17 protein-coding genes are annotated in these 21,901 nt (G+C 59.1%); 3 read left to right on the forward strand and 14 right to left on the reverse strand.

The annotated features are described in order from the left end of the window. Positions 1-76 precede the first annotated feature (76 nt). From C9422_RS13100 to C9422_RS13125, 5 genes are all read right to left on the reverse strand, one after another. Positions 77-1,240, reverse strand: coding sequence for a type III PLP-dependent enzyme (locus tag C9422_RS13100; protein WP_007973066.1), 1,164 nt, complete (start codon positions 1,238-1,240; stop codon positions 77-79). Between the two features lie 920 nt (positions 1,241-2,160). Further along, a complete protein-coding gene (locus tag C9422_RS13110; RefSeq protein ID WP_116580944.1) occupies positions 2,161-3,318 on the reverse strand; it encodes a betaine/proline/choline family ABC transporter ATP-binding protein in 1,158 nt (385 codons plus the stop codon). Then, on the reverse strand, positions 3,315-3,968 hold the full coding sequence (locus C9422_RS13115; RefSeq protein WP_007973063.1) for an ABC transporter permease: 654 nt from the start codon (positions 3,966-3,968) through the stop codon (positions 3,315-3,317). The genes C9422_RS13110 and C9422_RS13115 overlap by 4 nt, the downstream gene beginning before the upstream one ends. A 12-nt stretch (positions 3,969-3,980) precedes the next feature. Then, a complete protein-coding gene (locus tag C9422_RS13120) occupies positions 3,981-4,874 on the reverse strand; it encodes a glycine betaine ABC transporter substrate-binding protein (protein WP_116580945.1) in 894 nt (297 codons plus the stop codon). Positions 4,875-4,894: 20 nt separating this feature from the next. Next, on the reverse strand, positions 4,895-5,584 hold the full coding sequence (locus tag C9422_RS13125) for an ABC transporter permease (RefSeq protein WP_178082421.1): 690 nt from the start codon (positions 5,582-5,584) through the stop codon (positions 4,895-4,897). 445 nt (positions 5,585-6,029) lie between these two features. Between C9422_RS13125 and C9422_RS13130 the strand changes: the two genes are divergently transcribed. The 3 genes from C9422_RS13130 to C9422_RS13140 all read left to right on the forward strand — a co-directional run bounded on the left by C9422_RS13130 (position 6,030) and on the right by C9422_RS13140 (position 9,470). Then, positions 6,030-7,613, forward strand: a complete 1,584-nt coding sequence (locus C9422_RS13130) for a peptide chain release factor 3 (protein WP_007973058.1) — start codon at positions 6,030-6,032, stop codon at positions 7,611-7,613. A 220-nt stretch (positions 7,614-7,833) separates the two neighbouring features. Continuing rightward, positions 7,834-9,069: an MFS transporter gene (locus tag C9422_RS13135; RefSeq protein WP_116580947.1), complete on the forward strand. Its 1,236-nt coding sequence runs from the start codon at positions 7,834-7,836 to the stop codon at positions 9,067-9,069. Between the two features lie 146 nt (positions 9,070-9,215). Beyond that, complete coding sequence (locus C9422_RS13140; protein ID WP_007973054.1) at positions 9,216-9,470, forward strand: hypothetical protein; 255 nt, start codon at positions 9,216-9,218, stop codon at positions 9,468-9,470. 193 nt (positions 9,471-9,663) lie between these two features. Here the strand turns inward: C9422_RS13140 and C9422_RS13145 are convergent, their stop codons facing one another. From C9422_RS13145 to C9422_RS13185, 9 genes are all read right to left on the reverse strand, one after another. Continuing rightward, entirely contained in the window at positions 9,664-10,851 is a 1,188-nt protein-coding gene (locus C9422_RS13145; protein WP_116580948.1) for a hypothetical protein, read from the reverse strand. A gap of 230 nt (positions 10,852-11,081) precedes the next feature. Next, positions 11,082-12,062, reverse strand: coding sequence for a peptide ABC transporter ATP-binding protein (locus tag C9422_RS13150; protein ID WP_007973052.1), 981 nt, complete (start codon positions 12,060-12,062; stop codon positions 11,082-11,084). Next, positions 12,062-13,030, reverse strand: coding sequence for an ABC transporter ATP-binding protein (locus tag C9422_RS13155; protein ID WP_007973051.1), 969 nt, complete (start codon positions 13,028-13,030; stop codon positions 12,062-12,064). Before C9422_RS13155 ends, C9422_RS13150 begins: the two co-directional genes overlap by 1 nt. A gap of 10 nt (positions 13,031-13,040) precedes the next feature. Then, positions 13,041-13,952, reverse strand: coding sequence for an ABC transporter permease subunit (locus C9422_RS13160; RefSeq protein ID WP_007973050.1), 912 nt, complete (start codon positions 13,950-13,952; stop codon positions 13,041-13,043). A 10-nt stretch (positions 13,953-13,962) separates the two neighbouring features. Next, positions 13,963-14,973, reverse strand: coding sequence for an ABC transporter permease subunit (locus C9422_RS13165; protein ID WP_007973049.1), 1,011 nt, complete (start codon positions 14,971-14,973; stop codon positions 13,963-13,965). A 73-nt stretch (positions 14,974-15,046) separates the two neighbouring features. Beyond that, positions 15,047-16,642: an ABC transporter substrate-binding protein gene (locus C9422_RS13170; protein WP_116580949.1), complete on the reverse strand. Its 1,596-nt coding sequence runs from the start codon at positions 16,640-16,642 to the stop codon at positions 15,047-15,049. Between the two features lie 78 nt (positions 16,643-16,720). Continuing rightward, a complete protein-coding gene (locus tag C9422_RS13175) occupies positions 16,721-18,154 on the reverse strand; it encodes an OprD family porin (RefSeq protein ID WP_116580950.1) in 1,434 nt (477 codons plus the stop codon). 174 nt (positions 18,155-18,328) lie between these two features. Further along, positions 18,329-19,930 carry an ABC transporter substrate-binding protein gene (locus tag C9422_RS13180; protein WP_116580951.1) on the reverse strand — a complete coding sequence of 534 codons (1,602 nt, stop codon included), beginning with the start codon at positions 19,928-19,930 and terminating at the stop codon, positions 18,329-18,331. Positions 19,931-20,233: 303 nt separating this feature from the next. Continuing rightward, complete coding sequence (locus tag C9422_RS13185; RefSeq protein ID WP_007973045.1) at positions 20,234-21,859, reverse strand: ABC transporter substrate-binding protein; 1,626 nt, start codon at positions 21,857-21,859, stop codon at positions 20,234-20,236. Positions 21,860-21,901: the final 42 nt, after the last annotated feature.

Below are 21,901 nucleotides of genomic sequence, written 5' to 3' on the forward strand. Positions count from 1 at the left end.
TGAGAGTTGGTGCTGCGGTGAAAATAAAAAAAGGCCTGTGATTACTCACAGGCCTTTTTTATATAACGGGCGGGATTTATACGTAGAACGACTTCAGCGGCGGGAAACCATTGAACTCAACAGCGCTGTAACTGGTGGTGTACGCACCGGTCGACAGCCAGTACAGGCGATCACCGATGGCCAGGTTCAACGGCAGGCCGTACTTGTAGTTTTCGTACATGATGTCGGCGCTGTCGCAGGTAGGGCCGGCGATGACCACTTCTTCCATCTCGCCCTTTTTCTCGGTCCAGATCGGGAACTTGATGGCTTCGTCCATGGTTTCGATCAGGCCGGAGAACTTGCCCACGTCCGTGTACACCCAACGCTCGACCGCGGTACGGGATTTGCGTGCGACCAGCACCACTTCGCTGACCAGGATGCCGGCGTTGGCGATCAGCGAGCGGCCTGGTTCCAGGATGATTTCCGGCAGGTCATCACCGAAGTCTTCCTTGAGGAAGCGGATGATTTCTTCCGCATAGGTTTCCAGGCTGTTGGTGCGGGTGATGTAGTTGGCCGGGAAGCCGCCGCCCATGTTGATCAGCTTCAGGTGGATGCCGTCTTCTTCTTTCAGGCGCTCGAAGATCACTTTGACCTTGGCGATCGCCGCGTCCCAGACGCTGATGTCGCGCTGCTGCGAGCCGACGTGGAACGAGATGCCGTACGGCACCAGGCCCAGGTCGCGGGCGAGGATCAACAGGTCCATGGCCATGTCGGTCTGGCAGCCGAATTTGCGCGACAAAGGCCAGTCGGCGGTGGTCGAGCCTTCGGTCAGGATACGCACGTAGACTTTCGAACCCGGGGCGGCCTTGGCGATGTTGCGCAGGTCGGCTTCGGAGTCGGTGGCAAACAGGCGCACGCCCTTCTCGTAGAAGTAGCGGATGTCCTTGGATTTCTTGATGGTGTTGCCGTAGCTGATGTGATCGGCGCTGACGCCACGGCTCAGCACTTTATCCAGCTCGTAGATCGAGGCGATGTCGAAGCTCGAGCCTTTCTCTTTGAGCAGGTCAATGATTTCGACGGCCGGGTTGGCCTTGACCGCGTAGTAGACCTTGGCGAATTCGAAACCGGCGCGCAGGTCGTCGTAGGCCTGGGCGATCATCGCGGTGTCGATCACCACGAACGGGGTTTCCTGTTTGTCGGCGAACGCCTTCATTTTCTGAAAGGTTTCACGCGCGAAATAGTCTTCGACCTGGATCGACATGCTGGGAACTCCTACTGGCAAACTAAAATTATCAATGGGTGCGAGGGTGTGTCATCAATGAATTCTCGAGTGCGTTGCGCCTGAGCGCGTGCCAGGCAAGGCGCAGGCCGCCGCTAATGGTCATTCCCTTCGCAAGGCCTGCAACGCAGCATGGCGCGCGCTCAGGCACAACCCGAAGGGCCGGGCCTGCTTTTGCGCAGGGCTGCGTTGCTCGTCCCTCATTTGGAACAACCAAACTGCGGTCCTCGCGCCTTGCCCTGCGCAAAAGCAGTCTCCGGCGCACTCGTGAATTCATTGATGACACACCCTCCTGAACGTCCTCCGTATCCCCACTTTGGTTCGCCTACTTCCCAAGGCATGTCGCCGAAAGCAAAAAGGCCATGGGAAGTGCAGCTTTCCCTTGGCCTTGCTGTCTCGTCGTCAGTACTTGAGCCGGATGGATCGTTTCCAGCATGGACGTTCGGCGCGAACTTTAGGGCGTGAGGGGCTTGAGATCAACAAAAAATGTCGCGTTTTTGCACTCTTCTGACGCGCGTTGCGGACATCACTCTTTGTAACCGACTCAGATGACAGTCGGATGTTCCCCAAGAATTGCGAAGTGTTAAAAATACCTGCACGTTCGATGCTGTTGTGAGCCAATTCATAGGTAAGTGTGATGGCGTCAACATCGGCGACGTTGGCAGCGAGAAGGTGGGCTGAGGGGAGATTTGGCTATTTCAAAAGGTATGTTCGGATAGCTTTTGCATCCGATGCTGTTGATATTTTTTTCCGGTCTGCGAATCCCTGAAAAATTGCACAAGAACTGTGGGAGCGAGCTTGCTCGCGATAGCGTTATGTCAGTCAACTACGATGTTGGCTTTGAAAATGCCATCGCGAGCAAGCTCGCTCCCACAGGTTTTGTATTTTTACCGAGCAAGCTGTCAGGCGACTACTGCCTCGGCCGGCGAGACGATATTGGTTTTCATCCCCCGCGAACGCCCCGAACTCAGGTAGGCCGCAATCGACTCCTGCGTCACTTCACCTAAAAACACCCGCTCGGCATTCATCACCGGCAACCACGACCGGTTGAACTCGTACATGCGCGACAGCAGGATGCGTAAATGCTCGTCGTACGCCGCCGTGGCGTTGAACTCACGCTGGTACTGCGCGCAGGTGCCGGTCTGACGGTGCAAGTCGCGACGTCTTACGTAACCCAGGGCCTTGTTCTCTGTGCAGGTCACCACCACGTAGCGACGGTCATGCTCGTCCATCAATTCCAGCGCCTCGGCCACCGGGGTTTGCGGGCTGACGGAGGGCGCGTTGTCCGCCGCGTCTTCGGCTTTCACCAGCAGCAGGCGTTTCAGCGTGCTGTCCTGGCCGACGAAGTTGCTGACAAAGTCGTCTGCCGGGTGGGCGAGCAAGGTGTCCGGGTGATCGATCTGCAAAAGCTTGCCGGCGCGGAAGATCGCGATCTTGTCGCCGAGTTTGATCGCTTCGTCGATGTCATGGCTGACCATGATCACGGTCTTGTTCAGCGCCCGCTGCATCTCGAAGAATTCATTCTGGATCATCTCGCGGTTGATCGGGTCGACCGCGCCGAACGGTTCGTCCATCAACAACAAGGGCGCATCTGCCGCCAGGGCGCGAATCACGCCGATCCGCTGTTGCTGGCCACCGGACAACTCCCGTGGATAGCGATGCAAGTACTGCTTGGGTTCGAGCTTGATCATGCTCATCAACTCGCGGGCGCGGTTGTGGCATTTCTGTTTGTCCCAACCGAGCAGTTTCGGCACGACCACGATGTTTTCTTCGATGGTCATGTTCGGGAACAGGCCGATCTGCTGGATCACGTAGCCGATGTTGCGGCGCAGCGTCACTTCGTCGAGGCCGGTGGTGTCTTCGCCGTTGATCAGGATCTTGCCCGAGGTGGGTTTGATCAGGCGGTTGATCATTTTCAGCGTGGTGCTTTTGCCGCAACCCGATGGCCCGAGGAACACGCAGATTTCGCCTTCATTGACGGTCAGGCTCACCGAGTCCACGGCTTTCACGTCCTTGCCGTTGCTTTGGAAGGTCTTGCTGAGGTTTTGAAGTTCGATCATTTCAGGAGTCCTTTTGGAGTCAGCGAGCGCTGCAGTACTTGCAGGATCAGGTCCGCGATGATCGCCAGCACACTGACCAGCACGGCGCCGACGATCAGCATCGACATGTCGCTGCGGCTGATGGAAGCGAGGATGAGTACACCGAGGCCACCGGCACCGATGGCGGCGGCGATGGTCATGACGCCGATGTTCATGACCACGGCGGTGCGCACGCCGGCAAGGATCACTGGCACGGCGATGGGCAGCTCAACCATGCGCAGGCGCTGGCCGAACGTCATGCCGATGCCTCGCGCTGCTTCGCGGATGCCCGGTTCGACGCTGGTCAGGGCCAGGTAGGTGTTACGCATGATCGGCAGCAGTGAATAGAGAAATACTGCGGTGATCGCCGGCATCGGGCCGAGGCCCTGGCCGAATTTCGAGTAGAAGGGCAGCAACAGGCCGAAGAGGGCAATCGACGGAACCGTCAGTAGCACCGTGGCACTGGCCTGCAAGGGTCCGGCGAGACTCGGGAAGCGCGTCATCAGGATGCCCAGTGGCACGCCGACCAGAATCGCCAGGGTCACGGCGATGCCGACCAGCGTGATGTGTTGCCCGGTCAGATGCATCACCTGCTGCCAGTCGAGATGGGAAAAGGCGTTCAAGAATTCCATGACTTCTCCTTCTCAGTTCAATGGATGCTGGCGCAGGAAATCGGCGGCCACGGCTGAAGGACTCTGGTGATCGACATCCACCCGCGCGTTGAGCTCGCGCATGGTGTTGTCGTCGAACAGTTCCGCCAGTGGCTTGAGCTGTGCGGCCAGTTGCGGATGCGCATCGAGATAGGCCTGACGCACCACGGGCGCGGCGGTGTAGTCGGGGAAGTAGTGCTTGTCGTCTTCGAGCAATTTCAGCTTGAAGGCATTGAGGCGACCATCAGTGGTGTAGACCAGGCCGGCAAACACCTGGCCATTGCGCAGCGCGGTATAGACCAGCCCGGCATCCATCTGCCGGATGTTGTTGCGGGTCAGGTTCATGTCGTACAGCTGGACCATGCCGCCCAGGCCGTCGGATCGATTGGCGAACTCGGTGTCCAAAGCCACCAGATGATTGCTCTTCGCTTCGTCCTGCAATACCGCGTTCAGTTCGCTGATGGTGTTGATCTGCGGGTATTCATCGGCAACGTTCTTCGGCAGGGCGAGGGCGTAGGTGTTGCTGAATTTCGACTGAGTGAGCCAGACAAGGCCTTTTTTCGCATCGAGTTCTTTCACCCGGGCGTAGGACTGTTCGCTGTCGAGTTTTTCCGTCACATGGTTGTAGGCCACCAGCGACACACCGGTGTATTCCCAGAGCATGTCCAGTTGACCGCTTTCGTGGGCGCTGCGGGCGAGGTTGCTGCCGAGACCGCCGGTCACTTGCACGTCGTAACCCTTGGCGCGCAGGTATTGCGCGGTGATTTCCGCCAGCAGGGTCTGTTCGGTGAATACCCGTGCGCCGATGCGGATCAAGGGTTTTTCCGCGGCTTGGGCAAATCCTGCACACAGCAGAACGCAGCCTAGTAAAAAGCTTGTTGTTTTCATGAGAGTTCCTTTACCGAGGCTTAAGACGGGCGCAGGCCGCGTTCGAGCCAGAGGCGACTGCCCAGTGTGACCATGCCGTCCAGCAACAGGGCCAGCAACGCGGTGCAGGCTGCACCGAGCAGCAATTGCGACTGATTGTTCAGGGCAATGCCGGGGAATATCAGGCTGCCAAGACTGTTGGCGCCGATCAGGAACGCCAGCGGCGCCGTCCCGACGTTGATCGCCAACGCCACGCGCACGCCACCGATGATGATCGGCACGGCATTCGGCAGCTCGACTTTCCACAGCACTTGGCGCGGGGTCATGCCGATGCCGACGGCGGCTTCCTTGAGCGAGCCCTGAACGTTTTTCAGGCCCTCATAAGTGTTGCGCACGATAGGCAGCAAGGAGGCGAGGAACAGGGCGAAGATGGCCGGGCCGCTGCCGATGCCGAGGATGCCCAGGGCAATGGCCAGGACGGCCAGGGGCGGAACGGTGTTGCCAATGTTGAAGAACTGCATGAAGCGTTCAGCGCTACCGACCATCGACGGGCGGCTGAGCAAGATACCGGCGGGGAGGCCCACGACAAGGGCGGCCAGCATGGAAGCGAGGACGAGAATCAGATGAGCTTGCAGGTAAAACAGCAAATCGTCGCGGTAGTGTTCGATCGTGTTGATGCCGATCCATTGGATCAGCAGGGCCAGAAGGGCGATTACCAACGCGCCTCCCATCAGCCCTTTGCCATAGCGGATAGCCACAGGCGGACTCCTTTTTTCAGTCGGCGAACACATTTTCGTGTGGCAATGCCATTCCTGGTTGCCGAAAAAATGATCGCGAGAAGCAGCTCGTACAGGCCGGTAAAACGGCATGCAATCGAGCCATGAGCACAGCCTCGTCAGGCTGAAATGCGGGTGTTTCAGGCCCCGACGAGTGGTCGTTACGGGGGAGTGGACGTCTCCGTGCTTTAAAAGGTTCCCACATTAAATGCCATGTGGCCACCTGTAGGAGCTGCCGAAGGCTGCGATCTTTTGGCGTTTTCAATGACGCCGAAGATCAAAAGATCGCAGCCTTCGGCAGCTCCTACAGGGGGATCGGGGTGTATGGACGGTGGTCCGTCGATCACTTTTTAAGCTATACTCGCCGCCCTTTTTTGAATCACCTGCCAGGCGATTTCCCATGACCAAACAGGCCGCCGAAGTCGCGAAACGCCGCACTTTCGCCATTATTTCCCACCCCGATGCCGGTAAGACCACCATCACCGAGAAACTCTTGCTGATGGGCAAGGCGATCGCGGTAGCCGGTACGGTGAAATCTCGTAAATCCGACCGCCATGCCACCTCCGACTGGATGGAAATGGAAAAGCAACGTGGTATTTCCATTACCACGTCGGTCATGCAGTTCCCGTACCGCGAGCACATGATCAACCTGCTCGACACCCCGGGCCACGAAGACTTCTCCGAAGATACCTACCGCACCCTGACCGCGGTGGACTCGGCGTTGATGGTCCTCGACGGCGGTAAAGGTGTAGAGCCACGGACCATCGCCCTGATGGACGTCTGCCGTCTGCGTGACACGCCGATCGTCAGCTTCATCAACAAACTTGACCGTGACATCCGCGACCCGATCGAACTGCTCGACGAAATCGAAGCCGTCCTCAAGATCAAGGCCGCGCCGATCACCTGGCCGATCGGTTGCTACCGTGACTTCAAAGGCGTGTATCACCTCGCCGACGACTACATCATCGTGTACACCGCCGGTCACGGCCATGAGCGCACTGAAACCAAGATCATCGAGAAGCTCGACTCCGATGAAGCCCGTGCGCATCTGGGTGACGAGTACGAGCGTTTCCTCGAACAGCTTGAGCTGGTGCAGGGCGCCTGCCACGAGTTCAACCAGCAGGAATTCCTCGACGGCCAGTTGACCCCGGTGTTCTTCGGTACGGCCCTGGGCAACTTCGGTGTCGACCACGTCCTCGACGCCGTCGTTGATTGGGCTCCACGCCCGCTGGCCCGGGTGGCCAACGAGCGCACCGTGGAGCCGGTGGAAGAGAAGTTCTCGGGCTTCATCTTCAAGATCCAGGCGAACATGGACCCGAAACACCGCGACCGCATCGCTTTCATGCGTATTTGCTCCGGCAAGTACGAAAAAGGCATGAAGATGCGCCATGTGCGCACCGGCAAGGACGTGCGGATCGGCGACGCGCTGACTTTCTTCTCCTCCGAGCGTGAGCAACTGGAAGAGGCGTTTGCCGGCGACATCATCGGCCTGCACAACCACGGTACCATCCAGATCGGCGACACCTTCAGCGAAGGCGAAGTCCTGGGCTTCACCGGCATCCCGCACTTCGCCCCGGAGCTGTTCCGCCGCGTGCGCCTGAAGGATCCGCTGAAATCCAAGCAACTGCGCCAGGGCTTGCAGCAGTTGGCCGAAGAAGGCGCGACCCAGGTGTTCTTCCCGGAACGCAGTAACGACATCATCCTCGGCGCCGTCGGTGTGCTGCAGTTCGATGTGGTCGCCAGCCGTTTGAAAGAGGAATACAAGGTCGAGTGCTCCTACGAGCCGATCACTGTTTATTCCGCGCGCTGGATCGAATGCAGCGACAAGAAGAAGCTTGAGGAATTCTCCAACAAGGCTGTGGAAAACCTGGCACTGGACGGCGGCGGTCACCTGACCTACCTCGCGCCTACGCGGGTCAACCTGGCACTGATGGAAGAGCGCTGGCCGGACGTGAAATTCCGTGCGACCCGCGAGCATCACTAAGCGCTCAATGGCGACACCCGAAAGCCCACTGTGAAAGCAGTGGGCTTTTTTTTGTGGATTGATTTTCCGCTGGAGGCGATTGCGTAGGTCTTTTCCTTCGCATTTGTAGCCCGCCTCCGTTTTTGCCCTATGTGGGAGTTTTGCCCGCGACAAGTCAGTCGTTGGCGTTTAGTGTTCAAGACACATTTCGCAAACAGCGGCCATCTTGATGATCAAGGGAATGACGCATCGGCTGACTCATCTGCTGAGGCTGGACGGCTATTTCGGCGTGATGGCCTGGGTGCTCGCGGCGCTGTTGTTCATCAATCGACTGAGCAGCATGGTCAAGTTGTTCATGGCGCTGTACCTGCGTCAGGAACTGGGGCTGGCGATTGAAACCGTTGGCTGGCTGTTGTCGGCCTATGGCGCTGGATTGCTGATCGGCTCGATGCTCGGTGGTTTGCTCAGTGACCATGTGCGCACGGCACGGCTCACCGCGGCGTTGTTCTTTGTGTCGATGTGGGTGCTGATCCTGCTCGGGCTGGTCACGCAGGTGCCGTTGCTGGCCGGGCTGCTGTTGCTCAGCGGGGCCGTCGACGGGGCGATCCGTACGCTGCATCAGCGGCTGATCATGGAGTATTGCGAGGTTGCGCAGCGTTCCCGGGCACAGGCCTTGAGCCGGGTAGCCCGGAACCTCGGAATGGCCGTTGCCGGGGTGGCGGGCGGCGTTTTGGCGCAGACCGATTTTCGCTGGGTGTTCTTCGCCAGCGCAGCCATGACCCTGCTGGCCTTGCTCTGGTTTGTCCGCACGACATGGCGCCGACCGGTGCTGGTGCCTGACGAGAAACCTGATACCGGCTCAGGCTCACGCGTGCCGTATCGCGACAAACCCTTTCTCTGGTTACTGGCGACGACGCTCTTGCTCGGGATGGCATTCGACACGGTGTACAGCACGCTGGGTAACTACCTGCGTGATTACTATCGCCTGAGCACCGAAGCGATCGGCTGGCAGTTCGCATTGAATGCCGTATTGGTGGTGTCGTTACAGATTCCGTTGACCCATTGGGGCGAACGCTGGGGTACGCGTCGCCAACTGGTGGCGGGCAGTCTGTTGCTGGCCTGTGGGCTCGGTATGTTGCCGTTGGGTTCCGGGCTGCTCTATGCCTGTCTGTCGACGGTGGTCTGGACATTGGGCGAGGCGCTGTTCATGCCGCCACTGAATGCACGGGTCATGCAGCATGCGCAACGTGGAAAAAGCGGGCAGTACTTTGGCGTGTTCTTCATGAGCTGGAGTGCGAGTGCACTGTTGTCGCCCATGCTTGGCGGTCAGTTGTACGGTCACTTTGGCGGGCACAGTGTGTGGCTGGCCAGTGCGGCACTGGCGCTGCTGTCCATACCCATGATTTATCAGGCCACCCGTCCTCGCGCTCCAGACAAGCTTGAGGGGCAACCTGGCCGAGCGGTTTCGCTTAGTTGATCCGGCTATTGGGTATATTTGAAACCGGTCTTTCTGCCGAGTGCATTTCTGCTCGCTCGTCAGCGTCCAATCTGGAGAACCCGGCTGATCGGAACTAGATTTCACTCAGCGCCAGACAGGCACTCCACGAAAGGAAGGAATCGGCTATGAACAGGTTGTTTCGCGTTTTACTGCTGTTGAAAGTGTTGGTGATGCTATCGCTCGGGACGTCGACGGCGTGGGCCGAGTGCATCGATCACGGGGAGCAGGCTTCGAGCGGGCAAGCGGGATACGCGGGGTTGATGCTCGCCAAATCCGAATCGGAACCGGGAGATCAGGGGCAGGGTGGTGCTGACAACGACGATGACTCGACCACCGACGAGCCGGACTCCGATGAAGAAGAGGGCGATAGCCAGACGTAGTCGCTCGATGGCGAGCGGTAGAAGGAGTTGGGTTAAAACGCCGCCCCTGTGGGAGCGGGCTTGCTCCGGGCGGCGTTCCGACGAAAGCGGTCTGTCAGTCGACATTGATACTGACTGGCCTGACGCCTTCGTCGGAACGCCGCCCGGAGCAAGCCCGCTCCCACTGTTTTATGCCGCGCCGTCGAGAACGGGATCAGGCCTGAAGCCCGTAGACGACCGGGCCGCGATTCCCCATTTCGATGAAAGCCTCGCCGCCAACGATAATGCGAGCACCGCCCTGGACCTTCACATCCCACGGCAATCCTCCTGAAGGACCGAAAGAAACCCACCCGGAGCCAGTCCCGCCGAAGCGGATGTCATAGTCTCCATTGGGCAACAACCTGCCAGCGATGATATGGAGTGCCCGGTTGTTGCCGACCACGACAATCTTGCCATCCGGCTGCTGGGCCAGGGATCGCCAGAATGTTTCAGGACCGGTGTTGGTGAATACAGGAAGCCCGCCATTCCACTCCTTATCGGGGTGACCGTCTGCGGTAAACCTCATCGCCATGCCCATGCTCTCCTTGAGACCGCCGGCGCATACCAGCTTGCCATCAGCCTGCTGAATGAGTTGACTCATTTTGAGTGAGCCATCGGTTGATGCCAGGAAAGTAAAACCATCGACACCAAATTGGCTATCGACCTGCCCCTCCAGATCAAATCGTGCAAGAACGAGCTGACCGGATGTGGTGGTTCCGCCAACAACGATTTTTCCGTCTTGAATCACAACGCTGCAAAGCCGGATGAAGTCGCCCCCGGTTTCGATCTCGACAAAACCGCTTTTGCCGAAACCGGTATCGAGTTCGCCATTATTGTGCAGGCGAGCCAGCAGTGACCCTTCGGACTCACTGATGAAATAGCTGAACGCCACAAGTATTTTTCCATCACCCTGCAGGCAACCGTCGATCAATGCCACTTGGGAATAATCATGCTGTGCTACAGGAACGACGACACTGCCGAAGTCCAGGTCAGGGCTGCCGTTGGCATGAAAGCGTCTCAGTGCTGCCCGGCCAATACCGTCGGGTTCCCGGGTATCACCGATCACCAGGATCTTGCGATCCTCTTGCAGTAGCAAACGCGACGGACTTGCCTTTTTACCGCTGACGAATTGCCACTCACCTGTGTTCCCGTCATTGCCAAACGCCTTGTCCTTGATACCGTCAGAATCGGTGCGGTACAGAGTGAAACCCTCTCCCTGCCGAGTGGCGTAGGTCAGGGAGCCTTCAGCCGACAACACAACGGCCCTGGCCGAGCCGGCCAGAAAATTGGGCCGGATCTGACCAACAACACCAAATGCCGGGTCTAGCTGACCAGCGTTTTCGTCTGTTGCTTGAATTTCCATGATGCTTGCACCTGTCCCTGTAGTTTGAATGTTTCCGGGTCTACGCCTTGTGTCACGTGACACATGACTCTCCGACAGGATTCAAACAAAGCAGCTGGGCGTGCGTAACTGTCAGAAATGGCCGTGCGCTTGTGCAAGCAAAAGAAAACCCCTCCTCCGTCGATTGATGCGCAATCGCAAGAGAAGGGGTTTGCCTGATTCAAGCGCGCCCCAATGACTGAGGCGCTTTTTTACGCCGCGCCGTCGAGGAATTGCTCGGCGTAGTGGCAGGCCACCTGGCGGTTGTCGAGCAGGCGCAGGGCCGGCTCTTCAGTGCTGCAACGCGCAGTGGCATACGGGCAGCGCTTGTGGAAGGCGCAGCCCGGTGGCGGGTTCAGCGGGTTAGGCAACTCGCCGACGATCTTGATTTTCGGCTTGTCCGGATCCGGGTGGATGGCGGGCGTCGCCGACAACAGTGCCTGGGTGTAGGGGTGCAGGGGACGGGAGTAGATGTCCTCTTTCGTCCCCATTTCCACCGGGCGACCCAGGTACATCACCATCACATGGTCGGCCACGTGGCGAACCACCGCCAGATTGTGGGAGATGAACACGTAGGCGGTGTTGAACTCTTGCTGCAGATCCATGAACAGGTTGAGCACCTGTGCCTGAATCGACACGTCCAGCGCCGAGGTCGGTTCGTCTGCCACCAGCACTTTGGGTTGCAGCATCATCGCCCGGGCCAGGGCGATCCGCTGGCGCTGACCACCGGAAAACATGTGTGGATAACGCTGGTAGTGCTCGGGACGCAAGCCCACCTGCTTCATCATCGCCTGGACTTTCTCACGACGTTCCGCAGCGCTCAGGTTGGTGTTGATCAACAGTGGCTCGGCCAGCTGATCACCGACTTTCTGCCGTGGGTTCAACGAGGCGTACGGGCTCTGGAACACCATCTGCACGTCTTTGCGCAGTTGCTTGCGCTGGGCCTTGTCGGCGCCTGCCACTTCCTGGCCGGCGATTTTCAAGGAACCCGAGGACGGCTCTTCGATCAGGGTCAGGGCACGGGCCAGGGTGGATTTGCCGCAACCGGATTCACCGACGACAGCGAGGGTCTTGCCGGCTTCCAGTTCGAACGACACGCCGTTGAGGGCGCGCACGGTGGCGTGACCCTTGAACAGGCCTCGGGACACCTCGTAATGACGGGTCAGGTCGCGGGCGGTAAGAACGACGGCCATTACGCCACCTCCTGGTTCAGCGGGTAGAAGCAGCGAGCGAGGCTGTTGCTTTTCTGGTCAAGGGCCGGACGTTGTTGACGGCAGTTGTCTTTCACGTACGGGCAGCGTGGCGACAGCAGGCAACCCTGCGGACGGTCGTAGCGACCGGGAACGATGCCCGGCAGGGTCGACAGGCGCGAGGCACCCAGGCTGTGTTCCGGAATCGCCTTGAGCAGCGCTTCGCTGTACGGGTGGGCCGGAATGTCGAACAGTTGTGGCACCTGACCGACTTCGACCGCCTGGCCGGCGTACATCACGCACACGCGCTGGGCGGTTTCGGCCACGACCGCGAGGTCGTGGGTGATCAGCACCAGGCCCATGTTCTGCTCTTTCTGCAGCGCCAGCAGCAGGTCCATGATCTGCGCCTGAATCGTCACGTCGAGTGCCGTGGTCGGTTCGTCGGCGATCAGCAGTTTCGGTTCCCCGGCGATCGCCATGGCAATCGCGACACGCTGGCTCATACCGCCGGACAGTTGATGCGGGTAGGCGTCCATACGACTGGCGGCGCCCGGGATTTCAACTTTTTCCAGCAGTTCGATGGCACGCTTGCGGGCTGCCTTGCCGGACATTTTCAGGTGCAGGCGCAGCACTTCCTCGATCTGGAAGCCGACGGTGTAGCTCGGGTTCAGCGCGGTCATCGGATCCTGGAAGACCATGGACAGGTCTTTGCCGACGATTTGTCGACGCTGGCGATTGTTCAGCTTGAGCATGTCCTTGCCGTCAAAGCTGAGCGAGTCGGCGGTAACGATGCCGGGGTGCTCGATCAGGCCCATCAGCGCCATCATGGTCACGGACTTGCCGGATCCGGACTCGCCAACGATGGCCAGCACTTCGCCCTTGTCCACTTTCAGGTCGAGGCCGTCGACCACTGGCGTGGCGTTCTTGTCGCCGAAGCGAACGTTGAGATTCTTGATTTCTAACAGTGACATGGGAATCTCCTCAGGCGGCGTTCTTGAGTTTCGGGTCCAGCGCGTCGCGCAGGCCGTCACCCATCAAGTTGATTGCCAGCACGCTGAGCAAAATGGTCAAACCAGGCAGGCTCACCACCCACCAGGCGCGTTCGATGTAGTCGCGGGCCGAAGCCAGCATGGTGCCCCACTCAGGCGTTGGCGGTTGTACGCCAAGGCCGAGGAAGCCCAGTGCGGCGGCATCGAGGATCGCCGAAGAGAAGCTCAGGGTGGCCTGAACGATCAGCGGCGCCATGCAGTTGGGCAGCACTGTGACGAACATCAGGCGTGGCAGGCCGGCACCGGCCAGGCGCGCGGCGGTCACGTAGTCGCGGTTCAGCTCGCCCATCACCGCGGCGCGGGTCAGACGAACGTAGGACGGCAGGGACACCACGGCGATGGCGATCACGGTGTTGATCAGGCCAGGGCCGAGGATGGCGACGATCGCCACGGCCAGCAGCAGGGACGGCAGGGCCAGCATGATGTCCATCAGGCGCATGATGGTCGGGCCGAGCACGCGCGGGAAGAACCCGGCGAACAGACCCAGCAGGATCCCCGGGATCAGCGACATCACCACCGACGACAAGCCGATCAGCAGCGACAGGCGCGAGCCGGTAATCAGGCGCGACAGCAGGTCGCGACCCAGTTCATCGGTACCGAGCAGGAACTGCAGTTGCCCACCTTCCAGCCAGGCCGGCGGGGTCAGCAGGAAATCGCGGTACTGCTCGCTCGGGTTGTGGGGGGCGACCCACGGGGCGAAGATGGCGCAGAAAATCACCAGCAGCATGAACATCAGGCCGGCGACGGCGCCTTTGTTCTTGGAGAACGCTTGCCAGAATTCTTTGTACGGAGACGGGTACAGCAGGCTTTGATCGACTGCTACCGATGGAATTGGAGTGGTCATGGTCATGATCTCAGCGCTGATGACGGATGCGTGGGTTGGCAAAGCCGTAGAGGATGTCCACTACGAAGTTGACCAGAATCACCAGGCAGGCGATTAACAGGATGCCGTTTTGCACGACGGGATAGTCTCGGGCGCCAATGGCTTCGATCAGCCATTTGCCGATGCCGGGCCACGAGAAGATGGTTTCGGTCAGGACCGCACCGGCCAGCAGGGTGCCGACTTGCAGGCCGACCACGGTCAGTACCGGAATCAGCGCGTTACGCAGGCCGTGCACGAACACCACGCGCGATGGCGACAGGCCCTTCGCCTTGGCGGTGCGGATGTAGTCTTCACGCAGTACTTCGAGCATCGAGGAGCGGGTCATCCGCGCGATCACCGCCAGCGGGATGGTCCCCAGCACGATGGCCGGCAGGATCAGGTGGTGCAGGGCGTCGAAGAAGGCGTCCGGCTCGTTGGCCAGGAGCGTATCGATCAGCATGAAGCCGGTGCGTGGCTCGATGTCGTAGAGCAGGTCGATCCGTCCGGATACCGGGGTCCAGCCCAGGCTCACCGAGAAGAACATGATCAGGATCAGGCCCCACCAGAAGATCGGCATCGAGTATCCCGCCAGGGAGACACCCATCACCCCATGGTCGAACAGGGACCCTCGCTTGAGTGCCGCGATCACCCCGGCCAGAAGGCCCAGGATGCCGGCGAACAACAGGGCGGCCATGGACAGCTCCAGGGTCGCGGGGAACAGGGAGGTGAATTCGTTCCAGACGCTTTCACGGGTACGCAGGGATTCCCCGAGGTCGCCGTGGGCCAGTTTGCCGATGTAATCCAGGTACTGGGCATACAGGGGTTTGTTCAGACCTAGGCGTTCCATTGCCTGAGCGTGCATTTCCGGGTCGACTCTGCGTTCGCCCATCATGACTTCCACGGGGTCGCCAGGGATCATGCGAATCAACGCGAATGTCAGCAAGGTGATGCCGAAAAACGTGGGGATCAGTAACCCCAGTCGGCGGGCAATAAAACTAAACATCGTAAGGTGTACCTCATCAGCCGGTTAGGCGTGCCCGGCATCCCTGTGTCAGGAATGCCGGGAGTTTTCTTATCTACTTCACCTGGGTGGTGGCGAAGTTGTTCGTGGTGAGGGGGCTAATGTGATAGCCCTCTACGTTGTTGCGCATTGCGGTAAACATTCTAGTGTGCGCCATGCTGATCCATGGCTGGTCCTGGTTAAAAATAACCTGGGCCTGCTCGTAGAGCGCTGCACGTTCGGCCGGATCGGTTTTCTCCCGGGCCTGATCGATCAGTGCCTGGAACTTGTCATTGCACCAGCGTGCGTAGTTTTCTCCGTTCTTGGCCGCTTCACAACTGAGCATAGGCGTAAGGAAGTTATCCGGGTCGCCGTTATCGCCCGCCCATCCGGCGGAAACCATGTCGTGCTCGCCGTTTTTGGCGCGTTTGAGCATTTCGCCCCATTCCATCACGCGGATGTCGATCTTGATCCCGACCTTGGCCAGGTCGGCTTGCATCATCTGTGCACCGAGCATCGGGTTCGGGTTGGTGGCACCACCGCCGTTACGGGTGAACAGGGTGAATACCGTGCCTTCTGGTACGCCGGCTTCCTTGAGCAGGGCGCGGGCCTTGTCCAGGTCACGGGGCGGGTTCTTCAGGTCGTGGTTGTAGCCCAGCAGAGTGTCCGGGAACGGGTTGACCGCCGCGGTCGCATTGCCTTTGCCGAACAGCGCGTTGACGGCTGCTTCCTTGTCGAAGGCGATGTCGATGGCTTTACGCACACGCACGTCGCTCAGGTATTTGTGAGTGGTGTTGATGGCGATGTACGCAACGGTCATCGCGTTCAGTTCGTCGACTTTGAGCTTGGTGTCTTTCCTGATGCTCTGGATGTCGTCCGGTTTCGGGTACAGCGCGACCTGGCATTCGTTGGCCTTGAGCTTCTGCAGGCGCACGTTGTTGTCGGTGGCGATGGCGAAGATCAATGAGTCAGCCGGTGCCTTGCCACGGAAGTAGTCCGGGTTGGCCTTGAAACGCACCTGGGCATCCTTGTTGTAGCGCTGGAAGACGAACGGGCCGGTGCCGACGGGCTTGTTGTTCAGATCGCCGGTCTTGCCGGCCTTGAGCAACTGGTCGGCGTATTCGGCGGAGTAGATCGAAGAAAACGCCATGGCGATGTCGGCCAGGAACGGCGCTTCGCGACGGGTCAGGGTGAACTTGACTGTGTTGTCGTCGACTTTCTCGACGTTTTTCAGCAGTTCCTTGAAGCCCATGCTTTCAAAGTACGGGAAGCCTACGCTCGACAGCTTGTGCCATGGGTGGTTCGGGTCCAGCTGACGCTGGAAGCTCCAGACCACGTCGTCGGCATTCATGTCGCGGGTCGGCTTGAAGTATTCGGTGGTGTGGAACTTGACGCCTTTACGCAGGTGGAACGTGTACGTCAGACCGTCCTCGCTGATGTCCCAGGATTCGGCCAGTGCCGGAATCACATCAGTGGTGCCGGGCTTGAAGTCCGCCAGGCGATTGAAGATGGTTTCGGCCACGGCGTCGGCTGTGACTGCAGTCGTGTACTGGACCATGTCGAAGCCTTCGGGGCTGTTTTCGGTGCAAACCACCAAGGGTTTGGCCGAGACGCCGACAGCGACACTGAGCAACGCAGCCGCGATGGCCGCACGTAGGGGAAGCATTTTCATCAAGAACCCTCTGCAATCAGTTAAAGGACAAAAGCCGAACGGTCGATTCGTCATCGAATCAGCCGTTCGGCACGTGCATTACAGGATGTTGAACGGAACCGTGGTCACGAGGCGGAACTCGTTGATGCTGCCGTCAGCCTGGTTTTCGCTGGCACGGTGAGCCGTGTAGGTGCCGCGGATCGTGGTGGCCTTGAGCGGGCCGCTCTGCACGGCGTAGGTCGCGCCGATGCCGTATTCATAGTGGTGTTCGCCATCCTGGGACTGGATGCCGTCGTAACCCTTGCCGGGCACGCCGCCGTTGCCGGTGTAGTGAGTGCCGTCGATACCCCAGCCGCGCGCCTGGTAGATGTTGAACTTCAGGCCTGGCACGCCGTATTCGGCCATGTTCAAGCCGTAGGCAACCTGGAACGATTTTTCGTTCGGGCCGTTGAAGTCCGACAGCAGGGAGTTGGCCAGGTAGATGCCGTTGGTTTCGTGCAGGTAGTCGAAGTACTCGTTGCCGTTCACTTCCTGGTACGAGAGGGTCAGGGTGTGGGCCTGGTGGGTCAGGCCGAACGACAGGGAGTAGGTGTCGTTGTCGATAGTGCCGATCAGGGCCTTACCGGTGTCCTGGGTTTTGTAGTAATTCAGGCCGGTGGTCAGGCTCAGTACCTGGCTGTCGCCCAGAACGTGGGAGGCGCCGAAGTAGTACTGGTTCCAGATGTCTTCCGCCTGGGTCGCCCAGAGGCTGGTGGTCAGGCTGGCAAATGGGGTGTAGGTCAGGCCGCCGGTGTAGACGTGATCGGTCTCGACGATGCCGTTGGCGTATTCGGTGCGGAATTTACGCTGGCTTTCTTCGGTACGCGGTGAGTTGCGGTCGAAGGTGGCCAGGTCGAAGGCCAGGTTGTTCAGCTCTTCGCTGTGGATGGCCACACCTTCGAAACTCGAAGGCAGTGCGCGGTTACCGATCACGTCGACCATCGGGCTGCTGAAGTTCATGCGGCCGGCGGTCAGGGTGGTGTTGGAGACACGGGCCTTGACGTTGGCCAGGCCCACTTTGCTCCACTGGCCTTGAGCGTCGCCGCCCTCTTTGGTCAGGGTACGGTTGTTGCCCGCGTTTGGACGAGAGCCCGGTGCGCCACCGTTGCCGGAGGCCAGGTCTTTGCGGTCCCGGTCCAGTGCGATGGCGTTGTAGGCCGCCACTTCGGTGCTGAAACCGACAGTCCCTTCGGTGAAGCCCGAGTTGTACTTGACGATAGTGCCCTGGACCCAGTTGATACGACGATCGGTCTCGGCCAGCGTGCCGTGATCGTTGTATTTGAATTTTGCACCACGTTTCAGTTGCTCGTTGGCGTACCAGTTACGCGTGGTGCCGGTGATCGACTGGCCTTCGACAAATCCGGTGGCTTCGCTTTGGGCGTTCTTCTCGTTCACGGTAACCGGGGTGAAAGCCTGGCTTTGAGTTTCTGCGTAAGCCGTGGCGGTTACGCTGCTTATGGCCAAGGCCAATAACGCGGTGCTGCTCAGTTTCATGGGTAAAGCTCCTTACTTTCTTTTTTTATACCGGTCTTTTTTTTGTGATCCGGCTATTGGTTTAGAACTCATTCACGGCATCGCAAACGTTTGCTGTCAGCCAAATGGGCAAAAGACGGCAAAGCGTCTGCGTGAGGGCGGAAAATCCGCCCCCCGGCATTTCTGGCTAATCGGTTATTTTTCTATGCTGACACCCGAGAACACGTTGCGACCGAACGGGCTCACCTTGAACCCTTCGATTTTGGCGCTCAGCGGCTGGTTGACCGTTGAGTGGGCGACTGGCGTGATCGGCACCTGCTGCTTGAGGTACTGCTGCGCCTGTTTGTAGAGCTGGGTGCGCTGGTCACGGTCGGTGACGACCTTGGCCTGCTTGATCAGCTTGTCGTAGGCCGGATCGCACCACATCGAATAGTTGTTGCCGCCAATGGCGTCGCAGCTGTAGAGCGTGCCCAGCCAGTTGTCCGGATCACCATTGTCACCGGTCCAGCCGATCAGGCTGATGTCGTGCTCGCCATTCTTGGTGCGCTTGATGTACTCGCCCCACTCATAGCTGACGATCTTGACCTTGAGGCCGATCTTCGCCCAGTCAGCCTGGAGCATTTCGGCCATCAACTTGGCGTTGGGGTTGTACGGACGCTGGACCGGCATGGCCCAGAGGGTGATTTCAGTGCCTTCCTTGACGCCGGCGGCCTTGAGCAGTTCCCTGGCTTTTTCCGGGTTATAGGCGGCGTCCTTGATCGTGTCGTCGTAGGACCATTGGGTCGGCGGCATGGCGTTGACCGCCAGTTGCCCCGCACCCTGGTAAACGGCGTTGAGAATGCCCTGTTTGTTCACCGCCATGTCCAGCGCCTGGCGCACTTCAAGCTGGTCGAACGGCTTGTGGCGTACGTTGTAGGCGATGTAGCCGAGGTTGAAACCAGGCTTCTCGATCAGTTGCAGGGCCGTGTCGTTCTTCAGTGCGGGCACATCGGCAGGGCGCGGATGCAGGGTGATCTGGCACTCGCCGGCCTTGAGTTTCTGCACGCGCACCGAGGCGTCGGTGTTGATGGCGAAAATCAGGTTGTCGAGCTTGACCCGGTCAGGAGCCCAGTAATGCTTGTTGCCGGTGTAGCGGATGTTCGAGTCTTTCTGATAGCTCTTGAACACGAACGGCCCGGTGCCGACCGGCTTCTGGTTGATGTCGCTCGGCTTGCCTTCGGCCAATAGCTTGTCGGCGTATTCAGCCGACAGGATGGCGGCGAAGCTCATGGCGATGTTCTGGATGAACGCGGCGTCCACGCTGTTGAGCGTGAAGACCACGGTCAGTGGCCCGGTCTTTTCGACCTTGGCGATGTTCTTGTTCAGGCTCATGCCGTTGAAGTACGGAAACTCTGTCGGATAAGCCTTACGGAATGGTTGTTGCGGATCGAGCATGCGATTGAAGGTGAACAGCACGTCGTCGGCGTTGAAGTCGCGGGTTGGCGTGAAGTATTTGGTGGTATGAAACTTCACTCCCTCGCGCAGGTGAAACGTATATTCGAGGCCGTCCTCGGAGATGTCCCAGCTCGTAGCCAGGCCCGGTACGACGTTGGTCGCGCCTTTTTCAAACTCTGCCAGCCGGTTGTACAGCGGTTCGGCGGCGTCGTTGTCGGTCGCAGTGGTGTACTGCGCCGTGTCGAAACCGGCGGGGCTGCCTTCGGAGCAGAATACCAGGCTGTTGTTGGCGGCCTGGCTGATGGAGGTGGCGGCCAACAGGCCGGTGCCCAGCAATGCGGATAAAACCAAGGTATGGCGCATAACGCTCCCTTTTCTCTCAAAGTGTTGTCAATGAGCGGTCGCCCCGTCCGTAGACGTGGAGGCGTCACTGATTTCAAGCCATGCACGCAGCAGTAACCGATGACCCACGCGTGTACTGGTCGGATCCCGACGGTATGAGCCACGGGTCCGGCAGTAAATGCGTAGAGTCCTAAAGACTCGTAGGAAATGGCGACGCGTCCTCACCCGATGCTGTAGTCAGCTGCGGATTTGGATGTAGGCAAATTCCTGCTTGCTCGGTAGATAAAGCAACGGCGACGTCAGAAACGTCGCCGTTGCAAAACCTTATTTGCTGACGCTGACGCCGTAGAAGGAGTTCAAGCCAAATGGGCTGATCTTGAAGTCCTGCACGTTGGCGCGCATAGGTTGGAACACCGTCGAGTGAGCGATAGGTGTCATTGGGACTGCATCTTTGAGGACGTGTTGCGCCTGCTTGTACAGTTCGGTGCGCTTGGCCTGGTCGGAAGTGCGCTTGGCTTGCTTGACGATGTCGTCGAACTTCTTGTCGCACCACTTGGAGAAGTTGTTGCCTTCCAGCGAGTCGCAGCCGAACAGCACGTTCAGCCAGTTGTCCGGATCACCATTGTCACCGCTCCAGCCAATCAGCATCGCCTGGTTCTCGCCACCTTTGGAGCGCTTGATGTACTCGCCCCACTCGTAGCTCTGGATCTTGACCTTGAGGCCGATCTTGGACCAGTCGGACTGCAGCATTTCTGCCATCAGTTTGGCGTTCGGGTTGTATGGACGCTGTACCGGCATCGCCCAGAGCACGATTTCGGTGCCATCTTTCACGCCGGCTTCCTTGAGCAGCTCTTTGGCTTTCTCAGGGTTGTACGGCGCATCCTTGATGGTGGTGTCGTAGGACCACTGGGTCGGTGGCATGGCGTTGACGGCCAGCTGGCCGGCGCCCTGGTACACGGAGTCGATGATCTGTTGCTTGTTGACCGCCATGTCCAATGCCTGGCGAACTTTCAGCTCGGCCAGCGGGTTGGCATCGGTTTGACCCTTGACCTTGGGCATCACGTTGTAGGCGATGTAACCCAGGTTGAAACCAGCCTGGTCAGGCAGCTTCAGGTCCTTGTCTTCTTTCAGCGCCTTCAGGTCGGCCGGACGAGGGAACAGGGTGACCTGGCACTCGTTCTTCTTCAGCTTCTGGATACGTACCGACGGGTCGGTAGTGATGGCGAAGATCAGGTTGTCGATCTTCACGTCGTCAGGCTTCCAGTAGTCCTTGTTCCCGGTGTAGCGGATGTTGGAGTCTTTCTGGTAGCTCTTGAACACGAACGGGCCAGTGCCGACCGGCTTCTGGTTGATGTCGGCGGCCTTGCCTTCCTTGAGCAGCTGGGCAGCGTACTCGGCGGACTGGATCGAGGCGAAGCTCATGGCCATGTTCTGGATGAACGCGGCATCAACGTCCTTGAGGGTGAACTTGACAGTTTTGTCGTCGACTTTATCGATCTTGGTGATGTTGGTATCCATCCCCATGTCGGTGAAGTACGGGAATTCGGTCGGGTACGCTTTGCGGAACGGGTCATCCTTGTTAATCATGCGATTGAAGGTGAACAGCACGTCGTCGGCGTTGAACTCACGAGTCGGCTTGAAGTACGGGGTCGTGTGGAACTTCACACCTTCACGCAGATGGAAGGTGTAGGTCAGGCCGTCATCGGAGACGTCCCAGCTGGTCGCCAGACCTGGAATGACAGCGGTGCCGCCGCGCTCGAACTGGGTGAGGCGGTTGAACATGGTTTCTGCAGAGGCGTCGAAGTCGGTTCCGGTGGTGTATTGACCTGGATCGAAACCGGCCGGGCTCCCTTCGGAGCAGAACACCAGGTTAGTCGCAGCTTGAGCGAACGGTGCACTAGCCAACAGGCTGGCGCCGACTAAAAACGGAATGACCGCTTGTTTAAGCATGGTGGCCTCATGATTTGTTGTCATTTTTGGAATTAGAGGACG

The sequence above is a fragment of the Pseudomonas sp. B1(2018) genome (assembly GCF_003097365.1).
Lineage (GTDB): Bacteria > Pseudomonadota > Gammaproteobacteria > Pseudomonadales > Pseudomonadaceae > Aquipseudomonas > Aquipseudomonas laurylsulfatiphila.

What these genes read in the sequence shown, in the direction of transcription:
- C9422_RS13100 (WP_007973066.1), bottom strand. Translation starts at nt 1,240, where the DNA reads ATGTCGATCCAGGTCGAAGACTATTTCGCGCGTGAAACCTTTCAGAAA.
- C9422_RS13110 (WP_116580944.1), bottom strand. Translation starts at nt 3,318, where the DNA reads ATGATCGAACTTCAAAACCTCAGCAAGACCTTCCAAAGCAACGGCAAG.
- C9422_RS13115 (WP_007973063.1), bottom strand. Translation starts at nt 3,968, where the DNA reads ATGGAATTCTTGAACGCCTTTTCCCATCTCGACTGGCAGCAGGTGATG.
- C9422_RS13120 (WP_116580945.1), bottom strand. Translation starts at nt 4,874, where the DNA reads ATGAAAACAACAAGCTTTTTACTAGGCTGCGTTCTGCTGTGTGCAGGA.
- C9422_RS13125 (WP_178082421.1), bottom strand. Translation starts at nt 5,584, where the DNA reads ATGGGAGGCGCGTTGGTAATCGCCCTTCTGGCCCTGCTGATCCAATGG.
- C9422_RS13130 (WP_007973058.1), top strand. Translation starts at nt 6,030, where the DNA reads ATGACCAAACAGGCCGCCGAAGTCGCGAAACGCCGCACTTTCGCCATT.
- C9422_RS13135 (WP_116580947.1), top strand. Translation starts at nt 7,834, where the DNA reads ATGACGCATCGGCTGACTCATCTGCTGAGGCTGGACGGCTATTTCGGC.
- C9422_RS13140 (WP_007973054.1), top strand. Translation starts at nt 9,216, where the DNA reads ATGAACAGGTTGTTTCGCGTTTTACTGCTGTTGAAAGTGTTGGTGATG.
- C9422_RS13145 (WP_116580948.1), bottom strand. Translation starts at nt 10,851, where the DNA reads ATGGAAATTCAAGCAACAGACGAAAACGCTGGTCAGCTAGACCCGGCA.
- C9422_RS13150 (WP_007973052.1), bottom strand. Translation starts at nt 12,062, where the DNA reads ATGGCCGTCGTTCTTACCGCCCGCGACCTGACCCGTCATTACGAGGTG.
- C9422_RS13155 (WP_007973051.1), bottom strand. Translation starts at nt 13,030, where the DNA reads ATGTCACTGTTAGAAATCAAGAATCTCAACGTTCGCTTCGGCGACAAG.
- C9422_RS13160 (WP_007973050.1), bottom strand. Translation starts at nt 13,952, where the DNA reads ATGACCACTCCAATTCCATCGGTAGCAGTCGATCAAAGCCTGCTGTAC.
- C9422_RS13165 (WP_007973049.1), bottom strand. Translation starts at nt 14,973, where the DNA reads ATGTTTAGTTTTATTGCCCGCCGACTGGGGTTACTGATCCCCACGTTT.
- C9422_RS13170 (WP_116580949.1), bottom strand. Translation starts at nt 16,642, where the DNA reads ATGAAAATGCTTCCCCTACGTGCGGCCATCGCGGCTGCGTTGCTCAGT.
- C9422_RS13175 (WP_116580950.1), bottom strand. Translation starts at nt 18,154, where the DNA reads ATGAAACTGAGCAGCACCGCGTTATTGGCCTTGGCCATAAGCAGCGTA.
- C9422_RS13180 (WP_116580951.1), bottom strand. Translation starts at nt 19,930, where the DNA reads ATGCGCCATACCTTGGTTTTATCCGCATTGCTGGGCACCGGCCTGTTG.
- C9422_RS13185 (WP_007973045.1), bottom strand. Translation starts at nt 21,859, where the DNA reads ATGCTTAAACAAGCGGTCATTCCGTTTTTAGTCGGCGCCAGCCTGTTG.